This window comes from Mariniflexile sp. HNIBRBA6329, assembly GCF_043558645.1.
Lineage (GTDB): Bacteria > Bacteroidota > Bacteroidia > Flavobacteriales > Flavobacteriaceae > Mariniflexile.
The window spans coordinates 319,395-344,084 of the sequence record NZ_JBIFXS010000001.1 but is presented as its reverse complement, the minus strand read 5'-3'; the positions used below and the strand labels follow the sequence as shown (position 1 = coordinate 344,084).

The following is a 24,690-nucleotide window of genomic DNA, read 5'->3' as shown; positions in this document are numbered from 1 at the left end:
CATGAGAAAAATTAAATTAATAATAACAGTAGCGATTGTAGTGTTAGGCATTACATCATGTTCGGAAGATTTTTTGGATGTAAGTCCGGAAAATGTAATTTCTGAAGATAATTTAGACTTAGAGCAATTAGTAGTAAGTGCTTATAGTACTTTGGATTACAGATTTAATACCGGTGAATTTAGAGATAACTGGCCATTTGACCATGCACCTTCTAACTGGTGTTTTTCTGACATAAGAAGCGGAGATGCTTATAAAGGTGGCGGTGGAGTTGGAGATAATCCTGGTGGAGGTATGCACGCCTTAGAAATTCATCAGGTATTTGCATCCTCAGAAAATGTATATAATTTATGGAGAGCTGGTTATTTTGCAATTGCTCGTGTAAATAGTGCTATAATAGCTTTAAATAATAACCCAGATTTTGCTAACAAAGATTTAAGAATAGCTGAATTAAAAGTGCTAAGAGCTCATTTCTATTTTGAGTTGATGAAGAACTTTGGGTCTTTTGTTTATATAGATGAAAAAACACCTGTAGCAGACGTTCCAAAACTTGAAAATTCATTTGATACCGGCTTTTTGTGGGGTAAAATTGAAAGTGATTTAAATGATGCAATTGATGTGTTGCCAAATACACAACCAGAATTAGGTAGAGTTAATAAACTGGTTGCTTATGCATTTTTAGCTAAAGCAAAATTATTTCAAGGACAATGGGCTGATGTTATTACGAATGCTGATAAGGTTATTGCTGGGCCATATAGATTGGTTGATGATTTGGAAAAATTATACTCAACGCCTGGTTATGGAAATCCAGAAAATGTTTTTGCAATTCAATATTCGATCAATGATGGTTCAGAATTTGGAAACCTTGATTTTGGTAATTTACTGAATTCTCCTGATTCACCATCTGATGATATAAACCACCCGTATTTGAATGGAGACGATTTTGATAAACCAAGTCAGAATATTGTTAATGCTTTTAAAGTAGATGGTAGCGGTTTGCCTTTATTGGACACTTATAATGCCGCTGATTTAAGTCCAACAGATATAACAACTCCTGTAGATCCAAGATTAGATCATGCAATTGGGCGTCCAGGAATTACATGGAAACAATGGGCAGGAATGCCAATGCAAAACAATTGGAGTAGAGATATTGCAACTTACGGTGTCTATGTAAGAAAGAAAAATCAAATCGATCCTAATTCTGATTTAAGAGCTTCAGGAGGATTTCCTTGGGCTAAAGGGGCGCTTGATTGGCCAATTATCAAAATAAGTGATGTGATGCTATGGAAAGCAGAAGCTTCAATTGAATTGAATGATACCGAAACTGGAATGACCATCATAAATGAAATTCGTAATAGAGCTAAAAACTCACCTTATGTTTATGATTTTAATAATCCATCAATGAATGCCGCCAATTATTCGATAGAATTATATCCCACAACAGGTGTTTCTAAAGCCTATGCAACAAAAGCGTTACGTATGGAAAGACGTTTAGAGCTTAATAATGAAGGACATCACTTCTATGATTTGGTTAGATGGGGGATAGCAGCCAACTGGATTAATAATTATATGTTAACCGAAAGTGGAAAAAGAAGCTACTATAGCGGTGCATCTTTTACTGCTGGTAGAGACGAATATCTTCCAATACCACAAATAGAAATTGATGCAACGGGAGGCGTTTATAAACAACGTGCGGGTTATTAAAATTAAAAACTATTAAAATTAAAAAAACTATCTAAAATTATAAAGATGAAAAATATATCTAAAATTATTAAGCTAATACCTTTCCTTTTTTTAGGATTAATATTCACATTTACACAAGGTTGTGATGACGATATTAAATTTCAAGATTTAGTTCCAGACTATACGTATTCTATAATAAGATCTTTTGAAGTAGATGGGCAAACTGCAGCCATAAACCATACAACTGGTACCATTACAGCTACATTACCTGCTGGTACAGATATTAGTAATGTTATAGTAAACACCACTTTGCCAGACGGAGCAACCATTGATCCTGCCTCAGGTAGCACTGTAGATTTTTCTGCTGGACCTGTAATTTTTACAGTAAGTAATAACGGCGTTTCAAGGGAATATACTGCTACCATAGCTGCCTTTGGAGATCCTATGATTATGACCTTCTCTATAGGAGAAAATGTAGGAGTTATTGATCAGGCTAACGGCACTATAGCTGTAACTGTTGGTAGTCAAGAAAATATTAAAGCTTTATCACCTCAGTACACCATTCCGGGAGGAACAACTTCGAACCCAGCATCTGGGGTAGCACAAGATTTCACTTCTCCAGTTAAATATACCATTACATCTAACGATGGTTTTACGGGTAAGTCTTATTTTGTAACCGTAACACAATTAGCAGCGCCAATTATAAATTCATTTGCTACGTCTGAGGATGTTTGTGCCGTAACTGGAATTATAAATAATGATGCATCTACTATTTCTTTAATATTACCAGCTGGTTCAGATTTAACTTCTATAGCACCTGTTATTACTATTGATGATGAATTAACAGTTTCACCTGCTTCTGGAGTGGCTCAAAATTTTAGTAATGGATCTGTTAAATATACCGTTACAAATCTAGAAGGCTTAACAAAAGAATATCAAGTAACAGCAACTGCCGCTAATTCAACCCAAAAAGTAGTGTTTTTAGGAGAAGCAGATTGTATCAATACTTTGGCGGATGATGATGCTAAATCTGCTGCCGAATATTTAAGAGCACAATATCCTAATGATTTCGCATACATCAAAATAGCAAATGTAACTGAAACTGCTCTTGCTAATACGAATGTGGTTATGTTATATTATTTAACACCACTTACTAGCGGGACGCAATATTTTGCAACAGACACTAATGTGATGACATTATTGCCAGCAGAATTACAACCTGGAGCTGCTCAAGCAATGGCTTTAACAAATTGGTATAAAAATGGAGGAAACTTGTTCTTAGCTGGAGATCCTACGTCATTTATTCATGTGTTAGGACGCATGCCTGCAGATTATTCACAACCTCGTGGTTTAGGTAACTACCGTTACACAGAATTTGGCTGTTCGGGCGCAGGAGGATGTGTGGATACAAATAGACCAGCAGATGATGTTTGGGGATTAGGCGTAAGAGATGCTAACAACTCAGGAAATCGTAGAACACATCCAATTTTCAATGGTTTAACATTTAATGGAGATGGAGAACTTCCTTTATATAATGCGGGAACTCGTGAAGCAAGATTAATATGGCACCAGCATATGGATGGTATTTTATCTCCTGGATGTTGTGGTCAAGATGCCGTTTTATTATTTGAGCAAACAGTAAATGCTGTAAAACTAGGAACTTTACGTTGGATTGGAGATGGATTTGGATACGGTGCCGTAGAATTTTTGCCAACCAATGGTGCTGTTGAAGCAAATTTTGACTCAAATATAGGAACAGGTTTTGCTGGTCGAATCATTTCTCTTGAAAACACAATTATTGGGTATGAATTTAATTCTAACGATGGCAGAATAAACGATTATCAAGGTAATATAGAATTGCTTACTTCTAATATTATTGACTACTTAAATAATTAAAAACTAATAATTATGAATAAGGTAATTATAAAAAACATATTCGCGATTGTGGTCCTTTTTATAGGGCTACAATCATGCGATGATAGAGAAAATTATATGGATGGACCATCAGTTCTTGATATAGTTGAAGAGGTTGCAATCAATGGCAAAAATGCAGAAATTAACCATTTAGCTGGAACGATAAACGTAAGTTTAGTAGGAAATACAAATTTATCTTCTGTTCTGTTTGAAGCAACTGCTCCAGAGGGTGTTAGTATAACTCCAGAAAGTGGATCAACGCTAGATTTATCAAACCCTATAAATGTAACCGTTAGCAATGGTGTTAGTGAACGCATTTATACCATTAAAGCAACACTATTGCCGTCAAAAATCGCTTTTTTAGGAGATGGAGTAACCATAGCTGATATCGCAGATGATGACGTTAAGGCAGCGGCAGAATGGACACAAGCTACCTATGGTAGTGACTTTGTTTATATTTCTTATGATGGATTATCTGATGATGCTTTAGAAGGTGTAAATGTTATTGTATATGTGTATGATAATGTAGGTTCGTCAGCGCAACCAGCTGCTTTGTTAGCTAACTTAAATGTGCTTTCTAAATTCTTTGTTCAAGGCGGTAAAATAGTTGCTGGTTTACTTGGAACTGGATTAGTTGAGGAATTAGGCAGAGATACTTCTGGTTTAAGAACTATAATCGGTACTGGAGCCGGAGGCAATAACCCGGATATTTGGGGAATTGGTTTTACAAATTCTACGGTTGCAAACATTATTTCAAATGGTGTTCCTAGAAATGCAAATAATTTTGTAGATGTTATTAATGCTGGTTATAAAGAAGACCACAATGCATTGTGGGATTTAGGTTCAATAGCTGTACCAAAATATGCTAATTTTAATTCAATTTATAATGCAGAACCTATATCAATATGGGATCATACCATAGCTGCCGAAGGAGCCGCAGGAATTATTGTTTGGAATCCATGGGATAGATTTAAAGGGTATATGATTACGATTGGCATTGGAGGTATGGAATGGAGTATGAACGATGCCCGTAATAACCCATATTTAAGTAACGTTCAAAAAATTTATAAAAATAGTATTGATTATTTGAGTAGTAAATAGTTAGTTTAGTTTGAAGAACAGGCTCAGTGCCTGTTCTTTTTTTAACTTCATGGTCATGGTTTAAAAAGAGCCTTTTCTTGTATAAAAATTAAGCAGTTAGACATATATTTCAGTAAGGTCTTATTGTAAGCGAGCTGTACCTTATTTCAGCAAAAATTAAATAAACAAAATTAAATTAAGGATGAATATTTCATATAAAATCTCAGTGTTTTTGATTTTGATAGGTGTTTCATTTCAAGCACAAAATCTTGACATTAATTTTGACGGTGAAAATTGGTGGAAGGAATTTCAAAAGAACCACCAAGCACATCTATACAATGCACCATATAGTTTAAAATATGAAATTCCACATTATCTCTGGAAACCAATTGGTTCTGGAGGATCACTTCTTTTTGATGGCTATTCTACGTACATGGAGATAGAAGGCATTAAGATTCCTAAGACATTTAATATAAGTTTCTGGATAGCCCCAAGAGCTTTTGATAATGCCATAGATAATAAATTAGCAGCTATTTTAGATTTTGCTTCTAAAAAAGATTCAGTAGGATTTAAAGTAGGTTTGCTTAAACATGGTCAATTAGTCATTCAATATGGTATTGGAAATGATGAAAAACGCTCCATGAACAATCAATTATTTCTACAAAAAAATAAATGGAATTTTGTTCAGGTGACACAAGATACACAAACTTTAAAAGTCTCATTAAACGGAAAAGATCTGTTGAATGAAGCATTAGATAGTTTACTGATTGATAAACAGTTTAGGAGTGATGATTATGTTTTGACAATAGGTAGAAATTCAGATGCCAGTGGATTTGGTGAAAAATTCAAATTCAATATGATTAGTGGGATTATTGATGACATTTCTATAAAGCCCTTAAATGTTTCTGATAAGATAGGGATTGATATCGATTCGCGCATAGAACAAGACATTACTAAATATTTAAGATTAGATTATACAAAATTTGATGACGATTTTAGGCCTAATTATCATGCCATTGCTCCTGCACATTGGATGAACGAACCCCACGCTCCTTTATATTATAATGGTAAATATCACCTTTTTTATCAGCATAATCCCTTCGGTCCATATTGGGGACAAATCCATTGGGGGCATTGGGTAAGTAATGATATGGTTAATTGGAAACATGTAGATATAGCTTTGGCTCCAGAAAGAGGAAGTATTACCCCTGATGGGATATGGTCTGGATCGGCTTATATAGGGCCTAACGATACACCAATGCTTTTTTATACGGCTGCAAATGATGCAAAATCAGAAAATCAATATACATCAATAGCATTTCCTAAAGACAAAAGAGACAAAAATTTGGTCATTTGGGAAAAATCAGAAATTATAATAGATAAACCATCCGAATATTTGCATAACGAATTTAGAGACCCTTTTGTTTTTAAAATAGATACCAAATATTACATGATTGTTGGAAGTGGTATTGCTGAAAAGGGAGGAACAGCAGTACTATTTGATTCTAATGATGCTAAAAACTGGAATTATCTTCATCCTTTTTATCAAACAGATATAAAAAAATATCCGTATTTAGGTGGTGTATGGGAGTTACCTGTTTTCCTTCCTTTACCAACAAAAGATGGAAAAAATACAGATAAATATGTTTTTATGGTATTACCACTTAGAGATGCTGCAGATGTAGAAGTCTTCTATTGGGTTGGAACTTTTGACAAGGAAACAAAAAAGTTTATTCCAGACCATGAAGAACCTTCACTGTTAGATTATGGGGATTTTGGGTTTACCGGACAAAGCGGTCTTATTGATCCAAAAACCAATAGATCTATTGTTTTTTCAATAGCCCAAGGAAAGTTTGGAAAGGTTGATACCTATAATATGGGTTGGGCACATAATGCAGGTTTGCCGATAAACTTATGGTTAGGTAAGAACAATAAACTTAAGTTTTCACCAATAAAGGAGCTTAATTCTCTAAGAGGAAAATCTATTATAAACTGTGATAATTGCAGAATTTCAAAATTAGAAAGCAATTTAAAAGATGTAACTGGTGATCAACTTGAAATCAAGTTAGAATTTAAAGCAGGAAAGGAGAAGAAAGGAATTGTTGTTAGAAAATCTAGTTCTGGAAATCCTCAAGCGATGATTTATTATGACCCAACAACAAATGCAGTGGTTTTTGATAAAATACAGGATAATCCAGAACGAAAATTTACACCGCTTAAAGCACCTCTTTCAATTATTGATGACATCAAACTTCATATTTATTTAGATAAATCAATGATTGAAATTTATATAAATAATGAAGTGTCCATTACCGATCGCATTTATTTTACAGAAACCGATGCAAAGCATATTGAGTTAATGGGGTTTGATGATGATAAAAAGGTGAGAAAAATTCAAATCTGGCCAATGAATTCTATCGATTGGGAATATGTGGAATCATCAAAATAGAAAAAGTTAAATCATGAAAAACGTTATCCAAAAAACAGCTCTTAGTGCTTTAATATTAATGTCAATCTACGGTTTTGGACAGAGCAACAAAGAGCAGTATAATCCGTCTTACCACTATTATCCAAGTGGTGATCCTACAGGTTTATTTTATTACAATGGCTTGTATTATAATAATTGGGGGAGTGCTGTCAGTAGTGATTTTGTTAATTGGAAAATAACTGAAGCAGGCTTGTTACGACGAAAAGTGTATGATCCAGCCATTTCCAAGCAAGTAAGGGATTCTTTAAGAAACAACAATCGCTTAGGTGGATCTGGTACTATTGTAGTTGATAAAGAAAATACCAGTGGTTTAGGAATAAATGGAAACTCGCCATTAATTTCTTTCTGGCATAATGATAGTGAGCCTTGGGGAAATCAGGTAATTGGTCTTGCTTATAGCAATGATACTACCAAAACTTGGACACGGTATAAAAAGTTCCCCATTCTAGATATAAATTCAAGGGAATTTAGAGACCCAAAAGTGTTTTGGTACGAACCCACTAAAAAGTGGATCATGGTTATTGGATGGGCAGATGTACCTAAAATAAAATTCTTTAGTTCGTCCAATTTAATTGATTGGGAATTTTTGAGCGATTTTGGACCTTATGGAGCTGTTGAGGGTGTTTGGGAATGTGCCGATTTGTTCCCACTTCAGGTAGATAATGACCCCAATAATATAAAATGGGTGCTGTCCATTAGTGTGCAACCATTGACCGGACAATATTTTATAGGTGATTTTGATGGAACAAAATTTACAATAGATCCGGAATTTGCCTTAGATTTAAAAAAAGATGACTACAAACCATCTGGTGAAGTTCTTTTTGATTTTGAACATGGTCATTATAACTGGACTATGGAAGGAAACGCATTTATTGAGTCGCCATCCAATCAAGCATTGTTCCGTCAAGGAGCCGTTATGGGAAAAGAAGGAATGTTTTTTGCCAATAGTCATCATGATAGATCAAGGTCAATTGGAAAAATCACGTCACCATTATTTAAAATTACCAAAGACCATATAAACTTTCTTGTTGGCGGAAATCATAATCCAAATGATTTAAGTGTTAATTTATTAATTAATGATGCCATTGTTAGATCACAAACAGGTAATAATTCTGGTGGTCTTCAATGGGTGGGTTGGGATGTTTCAGAATATAAATCCAAAGAAGCAAAAATAGAAATCGTAGATAAATCAACTAATGGAGCCATACTTGCCGATCATTTTATGTTATGCAATGACCTTGCATTAATTAAACAGAGGGAGAAAGCGTTTTGGATCGATTATGGTCCAGATTTTTTTGCTGTGAGAGCATGGAATAATTATGCCGAGAATGAGAATAGAATCATTTGGACTGGCTGGATGGGTAGTTGGAGATATGGTGGATTAGAACCTGTTAGAGGAATTCAGTCTGTTCCGCGTAGCGTTGCGTTAAAGACATTTCCAGAAGGTGTTCGGTTGATGCAAAAACCAATTAAAGAATTGGAAGTATTAAGACAAAAACATTTGAAAGTAAGTGATAATACGTTTGAAGGTATATGGAAACCAAAAAAAATCAAGCCTTCAAAAAACGCCTTTGAATTGATAGTTGATTTTGAAAATATAAATGCACTTGAATTTGGAATAAAAATAGGGGTTGGTAATAATCAACAAACAGTGATTGGTTATAAAACAAGTGACGAGAAACTCTATGTTGATAGAAGCGATAGCGGATTAGATGATTTTATTTCCCTGTTTCCACAAAAAAACGAAGGCCCTTTAAAAAATAGAAATGATAACTTAAAGCTTCACATTTTTGTAGATAATTGTTCTGTTGAGGTTTTTGCCAATGATGGTGAAACTGTGATTTCTAGTAAAATTTATCCTGATCCTTCCAGCGTGGAAATTCAATTGTTCTCAAACTTTGGGAAAGTCAAGGTAAAGACATTAGATCTTTGGGATTTGAAAATGCAGGATTGAACTGGTGAATAATGTAAATGAACAAAATAATTTTAATTCCTTAATTTTTAAGGGATTTTGTAAAAAAAAATATAAGATGTCAAAAATAACATGTTTTGGAGAAGTGCTGTGGGATGTGTTTCCCACACATAAAAAAATAGGTGGTGCACCTTTAAATGTTGCCAATAGATTACAAGCATTAGGTAATGATGTAACCATGATTAGTGCCATTGGACAAGGAGAAAATGGGGCTAAATTGCTAAATTATATTAAGGATGTTGGCATTGACCCCAGTTGTATTCAAGTACATAATGAATACAAAACAGGAAAAGTAAAAGTAATGCTGAACGAAAAGGGGTCAGCTTCTTATGATATTAAATACCCAAGAGCTTGGGATAAAATAAGGTTAACAGAAATAAATAAGTGTGCTGTTAAAAACTCTGATGCGTTTGTTTTTGGCAGTCTTGCAGCAAGAGATGAAAGTTCAAGAAACACCTTATTCAAACTCATAGAACTTGCCAAATACAAAATTTTCGATTTAAATTTAAGACCTCCATATTACACCAAAGAGCTTTTGATTAAATTAATGAACGAGGCCGATTTTATAAAGTTTAATGATGATGAGTTGTATGAGGTTAGCGGCTATTTAGATTCTAAATACCGTTCTATGGAACAGAATATTAGGTACATTGCTAAAAAAACAAATACTAAACATATCTGCGTTACAAAAGGACATCATGGTGCTGTTTTACTGTATGATGATAAATTTTATTATAACAGCGGATACCTAATTAAAGTAATTGATACGGTTGGTGCAGGTGATTCGTTTTTAGGTTCTTTGATAAGTCAATTACTAAATAAAGTGAACCCACAAGAAGCCGTAGATTTTGCATGTGCCGTTGGTGCCATGGTTGCACAAAGTGAAGGGGCAAATCCAGTATTGATGCGGTCGGATATAGATAATTTTATTAACCCTTATTAATATAATTATGGGTTTTTATTAAAATCATAAAGTAGGATAAAAAAATAAGCGTGCTAATGACCTTTTTATGTTCTTTTAAATAAAAAGTATGAGGAATTATCAGTTGACAGTATAGTTGACAATTATGTTATGCATTCTTATAACTTAAAGATATAATAAATTATATTGTTAAGCACAAATTAAGATTAAAAGTAGATTTTTTATATGTTGGGATATATTGGATTATAAAAAGTTCAATAGCCATCTTCTCTACAGTGATAGAAAGGCTTTCAAGAAATTGAAGGTCTTTTTTGTTTAGGTTCAACATTGGGTGAACGAACCATAATATAGATTTATAAAGAGCCCCATAATTCTTCAAAAATAAGTCCTTACTTTTTAGGAACTTCCTTAAGTGAGAAGAATATAAAGTATCATGAAGATATGTTTTATAATTACTTTATCAGCTTTGTACTTTTTATTGGAAGTCCATTGTTTTTAATGTTCCATGTGTAAATCTTGTCTCTTATATGTTACTGAAACAATATGTTTTTAATAAAAAATGAAAGAAAAAACATAATATAATAAAATTATTTTGCATTTAATCGAAAAAAAAGTACATTTATCGGATTTATGACTATTTTTGAGTATCAGTTATAATTGAATGTTACAGCTGGTAGTAACAAATGTTTTATTGCAAAATGTAAAATTAGTATTGCATAGCATTTGTGATTAAAATAGAACATGTTTTAATAACTCTAATTTAATTCAGAAAATCTCAGAATGTAAAGAAGGCCTTAAATGTAATTATAATGAATAAAACTACTTATATTAAATCAGCATTTATTGTTGTATTATTATTAAATTTTTACTCTTATGCTCAAACTTACAAACCTTTTACCGTAAGGGAAAAGGTTGATGTCAGAGGAAGTATGCTTGTAATTGGAAACAATATTCTTAGTAAAGACAATCTGCCTGTTAATGATAATGTTTCAGTTAATCAAAGTATCAATATGCAGTATGTTGATATTGATGGAGACGCTTCAACATTTAGTTCGAGCAGTGCCGATCTTATATTATCAGATCATAAAGATGGGAGCGCGACCACATGTTATCGTGTAGCTTACGCAGGACTATATTGGAGTGCTATGCTTAAAAGTGGAGAAAGTAGAGCCAATATAACTAACATAAAACTAAAATTACCAGGTAATTCAACATATGTTAATATTGGTGGTGAAATTATCTATGACGCTATAGTAAGTCCCATTGTGTCATTTAATAATGAGCCTGGTAACACGCCTTACGCTTGTTATGCCGACATCACAAATATCATATCGGGTTTATCTGATATAGAAGGCACTTATACAGTTGCTGATATTGTATCTAGTCAAGGATTTAATAACTCTACAGGTTTAAGTGCAGGGTGGTCACTTATAGTTATATATGAAGATCCAGAATTGCATACCAAATCGTTTACCTTATTTGATGGTTTTAGTCATCTTTTTAATGGGCAACAATTAGTAATACCAGTTACAGGCTTTAGAACACCACCCGCAGGTAATATAGACTTGCAGTTTGCCTATGGTGTTCTAGAAGGAGATAAAACTCAAAAGTCTAAGCTAGAAATTAATGGAAAAGAGGTTTTAACGCCATTAAGAAAACCAGCAAATAATTTTTTCAGATCCATAATAGAAAACACGAATGGAGTATCTCACCCAAGAAATCCAATGAGTGAAAATACTCTAGGATATGACACAGGATTTTTAGAAATAATAAAAGCAAATCCTTCTTATATAAATAATAATGTCACATCAGCCGATTTTCGTTTACAGGTACCACTAGGGCAAGCAGACCCTATATTTGCTTTTTTTAGTGCTTTTGCCGTAGATATTATTGCCCCAGATATAGACCTTACCAAAGTTGTACTTGATACATCTGGAAACGATATTGATGGTGATGATGTTAACTTAGGACAAAATTTGTTTTATGAAATAAGTTATCAAAGTGTTGGTAACGATAATGTTACCCAATTTACTATAAAAGATGTGCTTCCAGATAATATTGTCTTTGATCCTTCAACAGATATTGATTTAACTAATGCGGGTGGAGCGACTTTACAATCATATGATCCTGTTACAAGAACACTAATATTTAATATTCCCGATGCTTCGGTAGAAGTTAACGATCCGAGGTTTGTAATACGTATTGCAGTTCAAGTGGTGCCTAATTGCTACGATTTAAGTCAAGCGTGTTCAAATGAAATTATGAACCAAGCTTTCGCAACCTATAGAGGCGTTATCAATCCTACTGTTATTCAAGATGAAGGTAGTTTCGCTACAACGGAATGTTTAGGTGTACCAGGTTCTACTAACTTTTTGGTAGATATTTCAAATTGTAGTTTTGAAAAAAATGAAGTGCTTTGTGGACCTAGTGTACTTTTAAAAGCTGCAGATGGTTATGATAGCTATTCTTGGTCAACTAGTCCAACAGGAACGCCTGTTATTGGAACAGGGCAAACTTATACAGCTACTAATACGGGAACATATTATGTGAACAACACAACTTCTTCAACATGTATATCCATCCAAGAAAAGATAACGGTTATTCCCTATGGGAGCACCATTACCAATCCGGTGATACCTTATGCAGATAAGGTGGTTATTTGTCCTAACGATGGGAAACAGCTGCCCTATATTTTCTTATGTGGAATCAATGATACAAGAGCAATTACCACAGGGATTAGTGATGCGGTTTCTATTATTTGGCAAAAATTAGATGAGGGAAGTTGTTCCGCATTGACAATTGACGATTGTGCCAATGAAAGTCCTGATTGTACTTGGAATCAAGTTGCAACCGGACCAAATTATACAGCAACCGAGTCTGGTCAATTTAGGATAGTAATTAATTATCCAGGAGGATGTTTTAGTATCTTTTATTTTAATGTATACCAAAATTTATTAAATCCAACCGCAACAGCCAAAGATATTATTTGTACCACTCCTGGAGAAATTACTGTAGGAGGTGTACCTAGTGGTTATGAGTATAGTGTTGATGGAACAAATTACCAAAGCAGTAATGTTTTTACTATCAATACACCTGGATATTATATAATTTATATCAGACAAGTAGGAGTAGATACAAATCCTTGTATCTTTCAGACTCCTAGTGTTTATGTTAGACAACGCGATTTTACCGTTACAACATTTGTTACCCAACCAAATTGTAATGGTGACAAAGGAAGTATTAAACTAGCATCGAATGATGCACTTCCACAGTATTACTATAGCATTTCCCAAGGAGGAACACTAGTCAATAGTGTTGGTCCAATATTGGCAAGTGATTATACGTTTCCAAACCTTAATCCAGGAATCTATACCTATACTGTATCAACTGATGATGGATGTACTTTTAGTGATGATTTAGAAATCATCAATCCACCAGTATTAACCGCAACTTCTGCTGTTACAAGACCATTAACTTGTACTGATGGTGAAATAACCGTCTACCCTAATGGAGGGACGCCTCCCTATTTGTATTATGTAAATGGTTCTACCGATTCTCAAGATAGTCCTATAATAATTGCACCTTCTTCGGGTAATTACACAATTTTAGTTGTAGATTCCAATAACTGTAGTACAACAACCAGTCAATATATCGAAGGTATACCAGCGCCAACTTACAGCTTGAGTTCTACGGATATATTATGTTATGGTGATAACTTTGGAGAAATTCAATTTAATGTAACCAATGCAAATGGTTATGCTATAACCTATAGTATTGATAATGGGGTTACTTACAGTCCTAACCCAACGTTCTCAAACCTTGGTGCAGGAACATATTCAACAAGTATTAAATATTCATTAAATGGTATTGAGTGTTTTAGTTCTGTTCAAGACATTACCATAACACAACCTGACTCAGCTGTAACAGCTTCAGGTGGCGTTTCAGAATTAGCTGGCTGTGGACCTTCAGGAGAGGGTAAAGTACGAATTACAAATCCACAAGGAGGTACCCCACCGTATGAATATAGTTTTGATAATCAGGCAACATGGGTAACAACAAATGAAGCGTATGTTGCTCCAGGAACTTATACTTTATACATAAGGGATGCCAATGGTTGTATCTATGCTATGCCAGGAATTGTATTAGACCCTGAACCAGTTGCACCAACTATAGATGTTTCAGATCCTGATTTTAATTGTGATGGGACAGCCAATGCAACAGTGACCGTAACAAATTCTGGAAGTAATACCTATACCTATGGCTATTTGTTAGATGGTGTAGAGAATACCAATACCGCTGACCCTAAAACGTTTTTAGATGTATCTCAAGGGTCCCATACCATAAGTGTTACCTATAAACTGGAAACAGTACCAACATATAGTAATTTATTGTTTGAGGATTTTGGTAGTGGAGGCGATGTGACATCACCAGGAATTAATCCTAATTTTTGTTTTGAAAGACAAGTGGAAGCAACAAAATGTAATGGAGATAAACTTTTTGGGAATGGAGAATATACTGTTACTAATGAACTTAGAAATAATCCTTATGATGGTTGGTGGAGTCCTGTCGATCATACTTCTGGTAGTATTCCTGGTAGGTTTCTAGCAGTTGATGCAGGATTTGCAATACCAAATAATGCCGTAGTTTATAGAAAACATATTGTAGATATTATTCCAAATCAACCTATTCAAGTACGCTTTTTTGCTACTAATCTGTTAAAAGTAGGAAACACCCAACCTGATGCTTCACTTACTGTAGAATTACAGGATGTTAATGGTGCAGCTTTATCTTCAGAATCTACTGGAGGTATACCAAAAACGAATGGTTGGGTAGAGTTTAACAAAACGATTAACCCAGGAAACAATACAACTTTAGATTTTGTTTTAAGGTTAGAAATAGCACAAGTAAATGGAATTGATTTTGCTGTAGATGATATTGAAGTATACCAACTCCCTAAAACCTGTATAGAACAAGTAGACTTTCCTTTTATAGTAGGTTCTGGGAATGCTTTTACAGCTGATATTACAGCTACAGATATTGGTTGTAATGGGGGAGCAGATGGAACCATTACTATATCTGCTCAAAATTTTGACCCTTCAAAAGGATTTCAATACTCTATAGATAATGGAGCGACTTGGAATACACAGATGACATCTCCATATACTATAACAGGATTGGCTGCCAGTAGCTATACTGTTATAGTACGTTATGAAGACGCTGTAGATACGTGTAGTTTAACATTTAATCAAGATATTACAGCACCTACAGTGTTGGGTGTAACTGCTTCAGGAACACCAGTAACTTGTTTGGATGGTTCTACTGTTACGGTAACGGCAACAGGAGGTTCTCCGGCATATGCTTATGAATTACTGGATACATCGTTAAATTTAGTAGCTAATTTTCCTAGCAATGGTATATTAACCAATGTATCAGCAGGAGATTATACAATAAGAGCTACAGATGCTAATGGTTGTACAGCTACAACTACAATTAGCTTGCAAAATCCAAATCCACCAACAGCATCAATAATTAATGCAGACTATTGTTATGATGCTGTCAATGGAGCTACACTTGAAGTTTCTGCTTCAGGAGGGCAAACACCTTATGAGTACAGTATTAATGGAAGTGCATTTCAATCAAACCCAATCTTTACTAATTTAACACCAGGTTCTTATGTTATAACTGTAAGAGATGCTTATGGTTGTGAAGTTATATTGCCAGCAGAAACTATAGCGACACAAGTAAGTGTAGATGTAACTTTAGTTAAAGAACTGGATTGTACATCTAACCCAGATGCAGTAATTACTGGAACTATTTCAGATGGTTATTCACCATATACGGTGACTTTAATTCAAGGAACGGGAACAATTAATTTAACAGGAAATTCATTTACATTAACAACTTCTGTTGATGGAGACTATCAGTTTCAAGTAACAGATGCTAATGGATGTCAGATTGTATCAAATGTAATAACAATCAGTCCAATAATAAATCCAACCGCAACTACTACAACGGTTAATCCTAGTTGTAATGGAGACTCTAACGGTTCTGTACAAATAATCCCTGCTAGTGGAGTTGGGCCTTATATGTTTAGTTTTAATGGAAGCACTTTTACAACAACATCATTATATACAGGATTAGCTGCTGGTACATATCCTTACCAGGTTCAAGATGCTAACGAATGTATTTTTAATGGAACTGTAACTTTAACAGAACCAACAGCATTGGTTGTCTCTGCAAATGCAACAGCATTTATGTGTAGCGCTAGTAATACAGCACAATCTGCAATTGTAACTATTGATGTGCCAACAACTGGAACAGCTCCATATTTATATAGTTTTAACGGTTCTGGCTATAGTTCAACAAATACCTTAACAGTAAATGATAATGGAACGGACCAAGTAATTACGTATTCCGTTCAAGATGCTAACGGATGTACTAATAGTGGTTCTTTAACAATATTTAGATTAGATCCACCAACAGATTTAGATTTTGCTGCTACAGATATTACTTGTTTAGCAACATCATCAACAGTAACTTTGACAGCTACAAACGGAGTAGGACCGCTACAATATGAAACTATAGCTCCATCTCCAATAGTAATTGGAAAACAAACTTCAAATATATTTACAGGATTAACACCAGGAACTTATATTTTTAGAGTGACTGATGCTAATGGATGTTATTATACAGAATCATACAATGTAAATCCAGTTACTCCAATTGCAGTAACAGGGTTAAAATTAAGTGATGTTTTGTGTAATGGTGATACTACCGGAGCAATTCAATTTACAGTTTATGATTCAACAGGTTTTACCTATACCATAAATAGTGGAGCTTCAATTGCAGGAACATCACCAATTAATTTATCAGGTTTAACAGCTGGATCTTATACAATTGTGGTAACAGACACAACAACAGGTTGTAGTGCTAATGAAACTATTACTATATCAGAACCAGCAAATCCTATAAGTTTAACAGCAACAGCAACTAATGTGCATTGTAATAATTTTAATTCTCAAATTACAGCAATAGTATCAGGAGGGACACCTAATTATACTTATGCAGCTGTTATATCAGGTGCAACTGCACCTACTGCTTTTGATTATAGTAGTAATAATGTAATAACCGTAGATACTAATTCTGCAGTAGATTTAATTTGGGATGTGTATGTAAAAGATGCTAATGGATGTATTTCAATTACAACAGTTACAGTAATACAAGATCCATTACCAACAGTAACAGCTCCAACGGTATCTAACCAGTGTACGTCTACTTCAGGATTTACTTTTACCGTTTCAGGAACTGGTGTGGCACCATTGTCATATAGTATAAATGGTGGAGCATCTTATCAAACAAGTCCAACATTTACAGTAAATGCTGCAGGAAGTTTTACAATAACGATAAAAGACGGTAATGGTTGTACCGCAACTAGTGCGACACAAACAGATGTTTTTGCGCCCATTATGGTAAGTGCTGATTTAACAAAGGATTTAACGTGTTATGCTCCAGCTGAAGCAACAATTGATGGAACAATTTCTGGAGGCAATGCACCTTATACAATATCAACTATTCAAGGTAGCGGAACTGCAACAGTAAGTGGGTCTACATTTACATTTTTAACATCTGTAGCTGGAGATTATCAGTTTGAAATTACAGATGCAAATGGATGTACTCAACAAACCAATGTGATTACAGTTACATATACTGTAAATCCTGTGATTTTAAGTGTTTCTCCAGTACAAGATATTTTATGTAATGGAGAAGAAACAGCAGCAATAAACGTAAATATTGATACAAACTTTGGATTTCCACCATTTGTAATAAATGTTCATAATGATACAACGGGTACAGATTATGGAACACAAACTTCTGGTTTGGCTGCTGGCAATTATACTATTACAGTTACAGATGCAAGAGGTTGTACTGATACTGAAACAATTGCAATAGGTGAGCCAAATGTTATAGATTTTGATTTGGCTAATGTTGATATAACTTGTAGTGCTTTAGGAGGATCTAGTTTAGGTTCTATTACCATAGAAAATGTTACAGGAGGAACAGCGCCATTTACATATTATATCACAAATAATTTTGGTGATTTAATTGCTGGCAATCCATATTCAGCAACATCAAATGAAGACCATACTTTTAATATTATAAATTTTGGAATCTATACAATTAATGTTATTGATGTTAATGGTTGTAGTTTAACAAAACAAATAATAATGGCATCTCCTCCTTCAGATTTATCAATAGATGTTACTACGGTATCTTCTGATTGTATTAATGGTGGAACTGCTTCTGTTGAAGCTATTTCAGCGGTAGGAAGTGGTAATTATGAGTTTGGAATTTTAGAATTTAATTCAGCTCCATATACATCTACTTTTGTTGGACCAGATGTGCCAGGTGGAAGTATTAAAACATTTACTAATTTAACTCCTGGAGTTGTTTATACATTTGTTGTACATGATCTTAGTACTGATTGTTATTTTGTTAAGTCAGCAGATTCACCAATTGCTCCAGCCTCTACTTTAACGTCATCAGTTATTCCAAATAATATTACTTGTTTAGGTGAAAATGATGGAAGTGTAACATTTACTATTGATGGTTTTGATAGCACAACAACTTCTGTTGATTATGAAATTTTCACCGCCTATAATAATATATCACTTGGAGCATCAGTTAATGTGCCTGTTACTTTTGGTACACCAGAAACAATTACTGCACCATCTCCAGGTACCTTATCAGCAGGTCAATATTATATTGTATTTACAGAAAATGGAACAGGATCTTATAATGGTTGTAAGTCGGCATCAGCAATTTTTGAAATTAAAGAATCTACTATCGATTTAACTATTTCTGCATCAGTTTCTAGAAACGAAAATTGTAACGAGTTAGGTGTTATTACTGCTATTGCAAGTAATGGTACTGCACCATATACGTATCAACTATTATTATCTACAGACCCAGCACCAACAGCAACAGACGCAGGTTGGGTTTCATCCAATACGTTTACAGCTTCAGCTGGAGATTATATTGTTTATGTTAAGGATGCTTACGGTTGTATAAAACTTGATCCCGTAAGTTTAATAAAAGATCCAGAACCAACAATTAATCCTGTTGCTTCTCAATGTTTTGATGGAACACCTTTTACTATTACATTAGTAGAAGGAACAGGAGTTGCAATTAGCCCATTAACTTATAGTATTGGTGGAGCTTATCAGTCTAGTCCTACGTTTACAATTAATTCAGCTGGAACTTATACAGTAAGTGTAAAAGATGCCAATGGATGTATTGCATCAGATTCTTATGTAGTTCAACCTCCATTATTACTAGATGTAGATTTAACCCAAGATTTAACATGTTTGGTTGATGCAAGTATTACTTTAACAGCAAGTGGTGGAACAGGAGTTTATAATACATATGAAGTTAGTTTTAATGGTGGTGTCTATGGACCAGCAAGCACACCTTATATAGCAATTTTAGATGGAACCTATCAATTTAGGGTGACGGATGATCAAGGTTGTCAGGCTTTCTCTAATGTTATTACTGTAACCCCAAAAACAACACCAACATTTACATATACACAAACGAATGTAAGTTGTAATGGGGGAGCTGATGGCAGTATTGTTATTACTGCGGCAGATGGAATTGTCCCATATCAATACAGTATTGATAACGGTGCAAACTTCCAATCATCAAATGTATTTACTGGTTTATCACAAGGCACCTATGATGTTATTGTAAGAGACAGTAAAAATTGTGATTCAGCAGCAACCCAAGTTACTATTACAGAGCCTACGGTAGTTGGCGGAACTGGTGATTTAACTCAGGGACTTACTTGTGGTTCAGGAAACGCAACACAACCAGCTATTATAACCATTACAGGAAGTGGTGGAACGGCTCCATATACTTATAGTTTTAATGGTGGAGTAAATTACACATCTATAAATACGTATTCTACATATGCTTCAGGAACAGTTACTGCATATGTAAAAGATGCCAATGGATGTATTATAGTAACGCCTATTGATGTTCTTGTGCCAGCTTTAGATGAGCCAACTGACTTAGATTTTGTTTCTACGCCAGTGACTTGTTTAGCAGTAACTAGTGATGTTACATTAACAGCAACAAATGGTGTTGCTCCATTATCATATGAAATTATTTCACCTATTACTGTTGGTCCACAAGCATCAAATGTGTTTACAGGTTTAGCTCCAGATACTTATGTGTTTACTGTTACGGATGCTAATGGATGTTATTATACAGAATCTTTCACGGTAGTTCCAGTAACAAATATTACTGTGTCAGGATTATTAGTAAGCGATGTTAATTGTAATGGTGGAACAGATGGAGCGGTAGAATTTACAGTATCTAATTTTGGTTCAACCTATAGTTATACAATTAATGGAAGTTCTGCAATTACAGGACAAACATCAAATACAATTAATTTAACAGGATTGTCAATTGGTGATCAAACTATAATTGTAACAGATGAAACAACTGGTTGTACAGATATAGTTACAGTAACTGTAAACGAACCTGCATTATTGACACTTGTTGAAGCTTCAAATACTAATGCGAATTGTAACTTTGGAGCACAAGTAACTGTAACTGCAAATGGCGGAACATCACCTTATCAATATGCTTTTGTTGTTAATGGTTCTGTTCCTTCTATATCAAATTATACTAGTAGATCTTCTGCAATTTTAGATCCAGCAACTAGTTTAGATTGGGATGTTTGGGTTATGGATAGTAATGGATGTACAGACCAAATAGATGTTGTTATAGCTACAGATCCATTACCAACAGTAACTGTCCCAACACTTGCTTCAAATCAATGTAATTTAACAGGTGACCCTTATACGTTTACAGTAACTGGCACAACTGGAATTGCACCGTTTACCTACTCCATAGGTAATGGGTTCCAATCGAGTCCTACCTTTACAGTTTCAACTCCTGGAACTTATTTTGTAACAGTTAGAGATGGAAATGGTTGTACTAACGTTAGCGGAACATCTATAACAATTTATCCTGCTTTAGATCTTTCTGCTTCAGTAACTGCGTTACCAAGTTGTTTTGATAATGATGGTGTTATTACTGTAACAGGTGCAGGAGGTTCAGGAAGTTATGCATATTCAATTAGTCCTGTTGTAGGATTAGTTTCAGGAAATGTAATTTCAGGAGTACCATCAGGAACTTACACAGTTACTATTACCGATACAGTAACACTATGTACAAAAGATATCGATGTAACATTAGATGCAGCAACACCAGTTACTTTTACAACAACACCGATAGATGTAAGTTGTAATGGAAGTAGTGATGGAGCTATAACAGTAAACTTAGATGCTAGCAATGATAACCCAATTTATACTTACGAGATTATAGCACCTATTGCGGTTGCTCCACAAACTTCAAATGTGTTTACAGGATTGGCAGCAGGAACTTATACGGTTCAAGTGACCTCAGGAAGAAATTGTGTTGCTACTGAAGATGTGGTTGTAGGAGAACCAAATATAATAACCGTTCCTGCACCAACAGTAGTAGACTATGCTTGTACAGCAGGCACCAATACAACAAATTTTGCTTCTATTACAGTATCTGGTGTAACAGGTGGTTCGGGAACATATACTAACTATGAGTTTATTAGAGGCGGAACTACTGTGCAGTTTGGTCCAAATAATGTGTATACCGAACTGGACTTCTTAGGAGGTTCATATATTATTAATGTATATGACAATAAGGGTTGTTTAGGAACTACAACAGCTACCATTGAACCATATATAAAATTAGAAAGTTTAGATATAGCCATTGACAATGCCATTACATGTACGAATGATGAAGATATAACTGTTTTAGTAACAAGTACAGGGGGCACGCCTAATTTAGAATATACATTAGAAGATTTTGCAGCCATTTTACCTACCCAAACAAATAATACAGGTGTTTTTACAGCATTGCCAATAGGGAATTATATTATTACGGTTACAAATTTAGATACAGGATGTAGCCTTCAAACCGCACATTATGTAAATAATCCTAATACGTTCGATCTTACTATCGATTCTGTTATTGATGTGACTTGTTTTGCTGATAACAATGGCTCGGTTAATGTTACATTTATTGATAGAACTCCAATACCGACAGATGAGTCAGGTCCGTTTAATTATCAAATTTACAATGTAACTGATTTAGTAAATCCTGTACAAACTGGATCAACAGCTGATGCAGGTCCAATTACAATTAATGGTTTAGCTTCAGGAACATATTCTATAATTGCCACTCTAATAAATACACCGTTCTGTACAGTAACTAAAAACTTTACTATTACAGCACCAACGGCTGCTTTAAGCATTGCTGAAACCCATACGGAAATAACATGTGTGAGTGGTAATAATGATGGAACAATTTCAGCAAGTGCAACAGGTGGCTGGCCTGGAACTTATGAATATCAATTAGCTTTAACTAGCGGAACAGTAATATCAGCCTATAGTTCAGAATTTAATTTCACAGGACTAACGGCTGGTGATTATACAGTTAGCGTTATAGATAGTAAGGGTTGTGTGGCAACAGTAAATGTTGTTTTAACAAATCCGTTACCAATAGATGCAATTGCTACGCCAAGTACTAATTTATTGTCTTGCTTTGGTGATAAAAATGCGACAATAACAGTTAGTAATGTAACGGGTGGCCAACAAAGTAACTATACCTATACCCTTAATATGACTGCTCCAACAGTTAGTTCATCAGGCCCACAAGTATCACCGGTTTTCAGTGGTTTAGGAGCAGGAACTTATAATGTGACGGTAACAGATGGTTATAACTGTGCCTTTACAACCACGGATGTTGTTATTGCAGAACCAACACAAATAGAGGCTGCTTTAGTTAAAGCGAGTACTCAAACCTGTTTTACAGATGCAACCTTAACATTAAGTGCTACGGGAGGAACAGGAGTTTACCAATACAGTGATGATGCATCATTTACTAATGTTATGGGAACATTTACTTCCAATGTTACATTTTCAGTAACACCTGGAACGTATTCATATTATGTGAGAGATGCTAATGCTTGTACTGCTAGTGTTTCTAATGAGATAACCATAGATCCGCTTCAACCACTAGTGGTTAATTTAGATACAACTAATGCAACCATCAATTGTGCTGGAGATGCCACAGGAGTTATCGTGGCCACGGCTCAAGGTGGACTTGGAAGTTATGTCTATACTTTACAAGATGGTTCAGGAACAGACATTCCAGGAGCTGTTCAAAATAGCCCTGGGGTATTTACAGAGCTTCCTATTGGAACATATCAGGTTCAAGTGACTAGTATTGATTGTGATGCAACCTCTTTATCGGTAATAATTACAGAGCCTAGTTTACCATTAACGGCTCAATTGACTATAACAGATATTGTTTGTAATGGGAGTAATGATGGAATGGTGGAAATTTCAGCATCGGGCGGAACAGGTATTATTAAGTATGCCATATCCCCGCAAATGAATCAATTCTTTGATGATCCTGTATTTGATAATCTAGCACCTGGTGACTATCAAATCATCGTGCAAGATGAATTGGGATGCTATCAATTGTATGATGTCACAATTGTTGAACCTGACCCAGTTGTACTTACTATTGTGCCCAATTCAATTTTCCCAGAAGCATGTTCAGGCGATCTGGATGGTGAATTCAGTATAGATATTTCTGGTGGCAATATGCCATACAGTGTTAGTTTAGATGATATTAATGGTGTTTACACAACAGGAACGGCAACTCAAACCCAGTTCGATTTTACAAATTTAGCGGGTGGCGATCATATTGTGTATATTCGCGATGCATTTGGTTGTGAGTCTGAATGGAATATCACGTTCCCAGAATCGGTATTAATCGAGCCCGAAGTAGAAGTGGTATTTGGATGTGAAAATAACATATCAACTAATACGGTTACCGTAACAGTCGATGCGAGCACTTTAGATTTAAACGATTTGGATTATTCATTAGATGGAGGAACCTATCAAAACAGTAATATATTTTCAGATGTGCCTGCGGGAACCAATCATATTATTACGGTAAGACATACAAATGGATGTGAGAAACCAACACTGCCTTTTGACATTGAACCATACACTCCATTGGCATTAACAATTGATATGCCTACTGGTGGTACATTAAACGAAATTGTTGCTACAGCAACAGGCGGTTCGGGTGATTATGAATTCACTCTTAATGGTGAATCTTACGGAAGCACCAATACGTTCTTAATTTATGAATCGGGTACTTATACCGTTACGGTAACAGATAGTTATGGTTGTTTTGCAACTGCTACCCAGTATTTTGAGTTTGTTGATTTATGTATCCCAAATTATTTCACTCCAAATAATGATGGTGATTTAGATCAATGGGGTCCTGGTTGTGCTTCTCAGTATAGAAACTTAAAAGTCAATATTTTCGATAGATATGGACGTAAGGTAGCTACTTTAAATGTGAATGCTAAATGGGATGGTAAATACAACGGTATTGAACTACCTACGGGTGATTATTGGTATGTTGTTAAGCTAAACGACAAAAAGTATGATAAGGAGTTTGTCGGACATTTTACACTTTACAGATAATGGGAAGGTTTAATTACTACA

Annotated in this window: 7 protein-coding genes; all 7 read left to right on the top strand. The window is 34.8% G+C overall.

Annotated features, from left to right (window positions below; translation table 11 throughout):
- The first annotated feature begins 1 nt into the window (after position 1).
- The 7 genes from ACGK9U_RS01360 (at position 2) to ACGK9U_RS01330 (ending at position 24,669) form a co-directional block, all read left to right on the top strand.
- Positions 2 to 1,702 carry a RagB/SusD family nutrient uptake outer membrane protein gene (locus ACGK9U_RS01360; protein WP_394464560.1) on the top strand — a complete coding sequence of 567 codons (1,701 nt, stop codon included), beginning with the start codon at positions 2 to 4 and terminating at the stop codon, positions 1,700 to 1,702.
- Between the two features lie 45 nt (positions 1,703 to 1,747).
- Positions 1,748 to 3,577, top strand: a complete 1,830-nt coding sequence (locus tag ACGK9U_RS01355) for a DUF5018 domain-containing protein (RefSeq protein WP_394464559.1) — start codon at positions 1,748 to 1,750, stop codon at positions 3,575 to 3,577.
- Positions 3,578 to 3,589: 12 nt separating this feature from the next.
- On the top strand, positions 3,590 to 4,696 hold the full coding sequence (locus tag ACGK9U_RS01350; protein ID WP_394464558.1) for a DUF4960 domain-containing protein: 1,107 nt from the start codon (positions 3,590 to 3,592) through the stop codon (positions 4,694 to 4,696).
- 181 nt (positions 4,697 to 4,877) lie between these two features.
- Positions 4,878 to 7,124 (top strand): GH32 C-terminal domain-containing protein, encoded by a 2,247-nt coding sequence (locus ACGK9U_RS01345; RefSeq protein ID WP_394464557.1) that lies wholly within the window; start codon positions 4,878 to 4,880, stop codon positions 7,122 to 7,124.
- Positions 7,125 to 7,137: 13 nt separating this feature from the next.
- A complete protein-coding gene (locus ACGK9U_RS01340; RefSeq protein ID WP_394464556.1) occupies positions 7,138 to 9,117 on the top strand; it encodes a glycoside hydrolase family 32 protein in 1,980 nt (659 codons plus the stop codon).
- Between the two features lie 76 nt (positions 9,118 to 9,193).
- Positions 9,194 to 10,078 carry a carbohydrate kinase family protein gene (locus ACGK9U_RS01335; RefSeq protein ID WP_394464555.1) on the top strand — a complete coding sequence of 295 codons (885 nt, stop codon included), beginning with the start codon at positions 9,194 to 9,196 and terminating at the stop codon, positions 10,076 to 10,078.
- Between the two features lie 788 nt (positions 10,079 to 10,866).
- Positions 10,867 to 24,669, top strand: coding sequence for a T9SS type B sorting domain-containing protein (locus tag ACGK9U_RS01330; protein WP_394464554.1), 13,803 nt, complete (start codon positions 10,867 to 10,869; stop codon positions 24,667 to 24,669).
- The last annotated feature ends 21 nt before the right edge of the window (positions 24,670 to 24,690 follow it).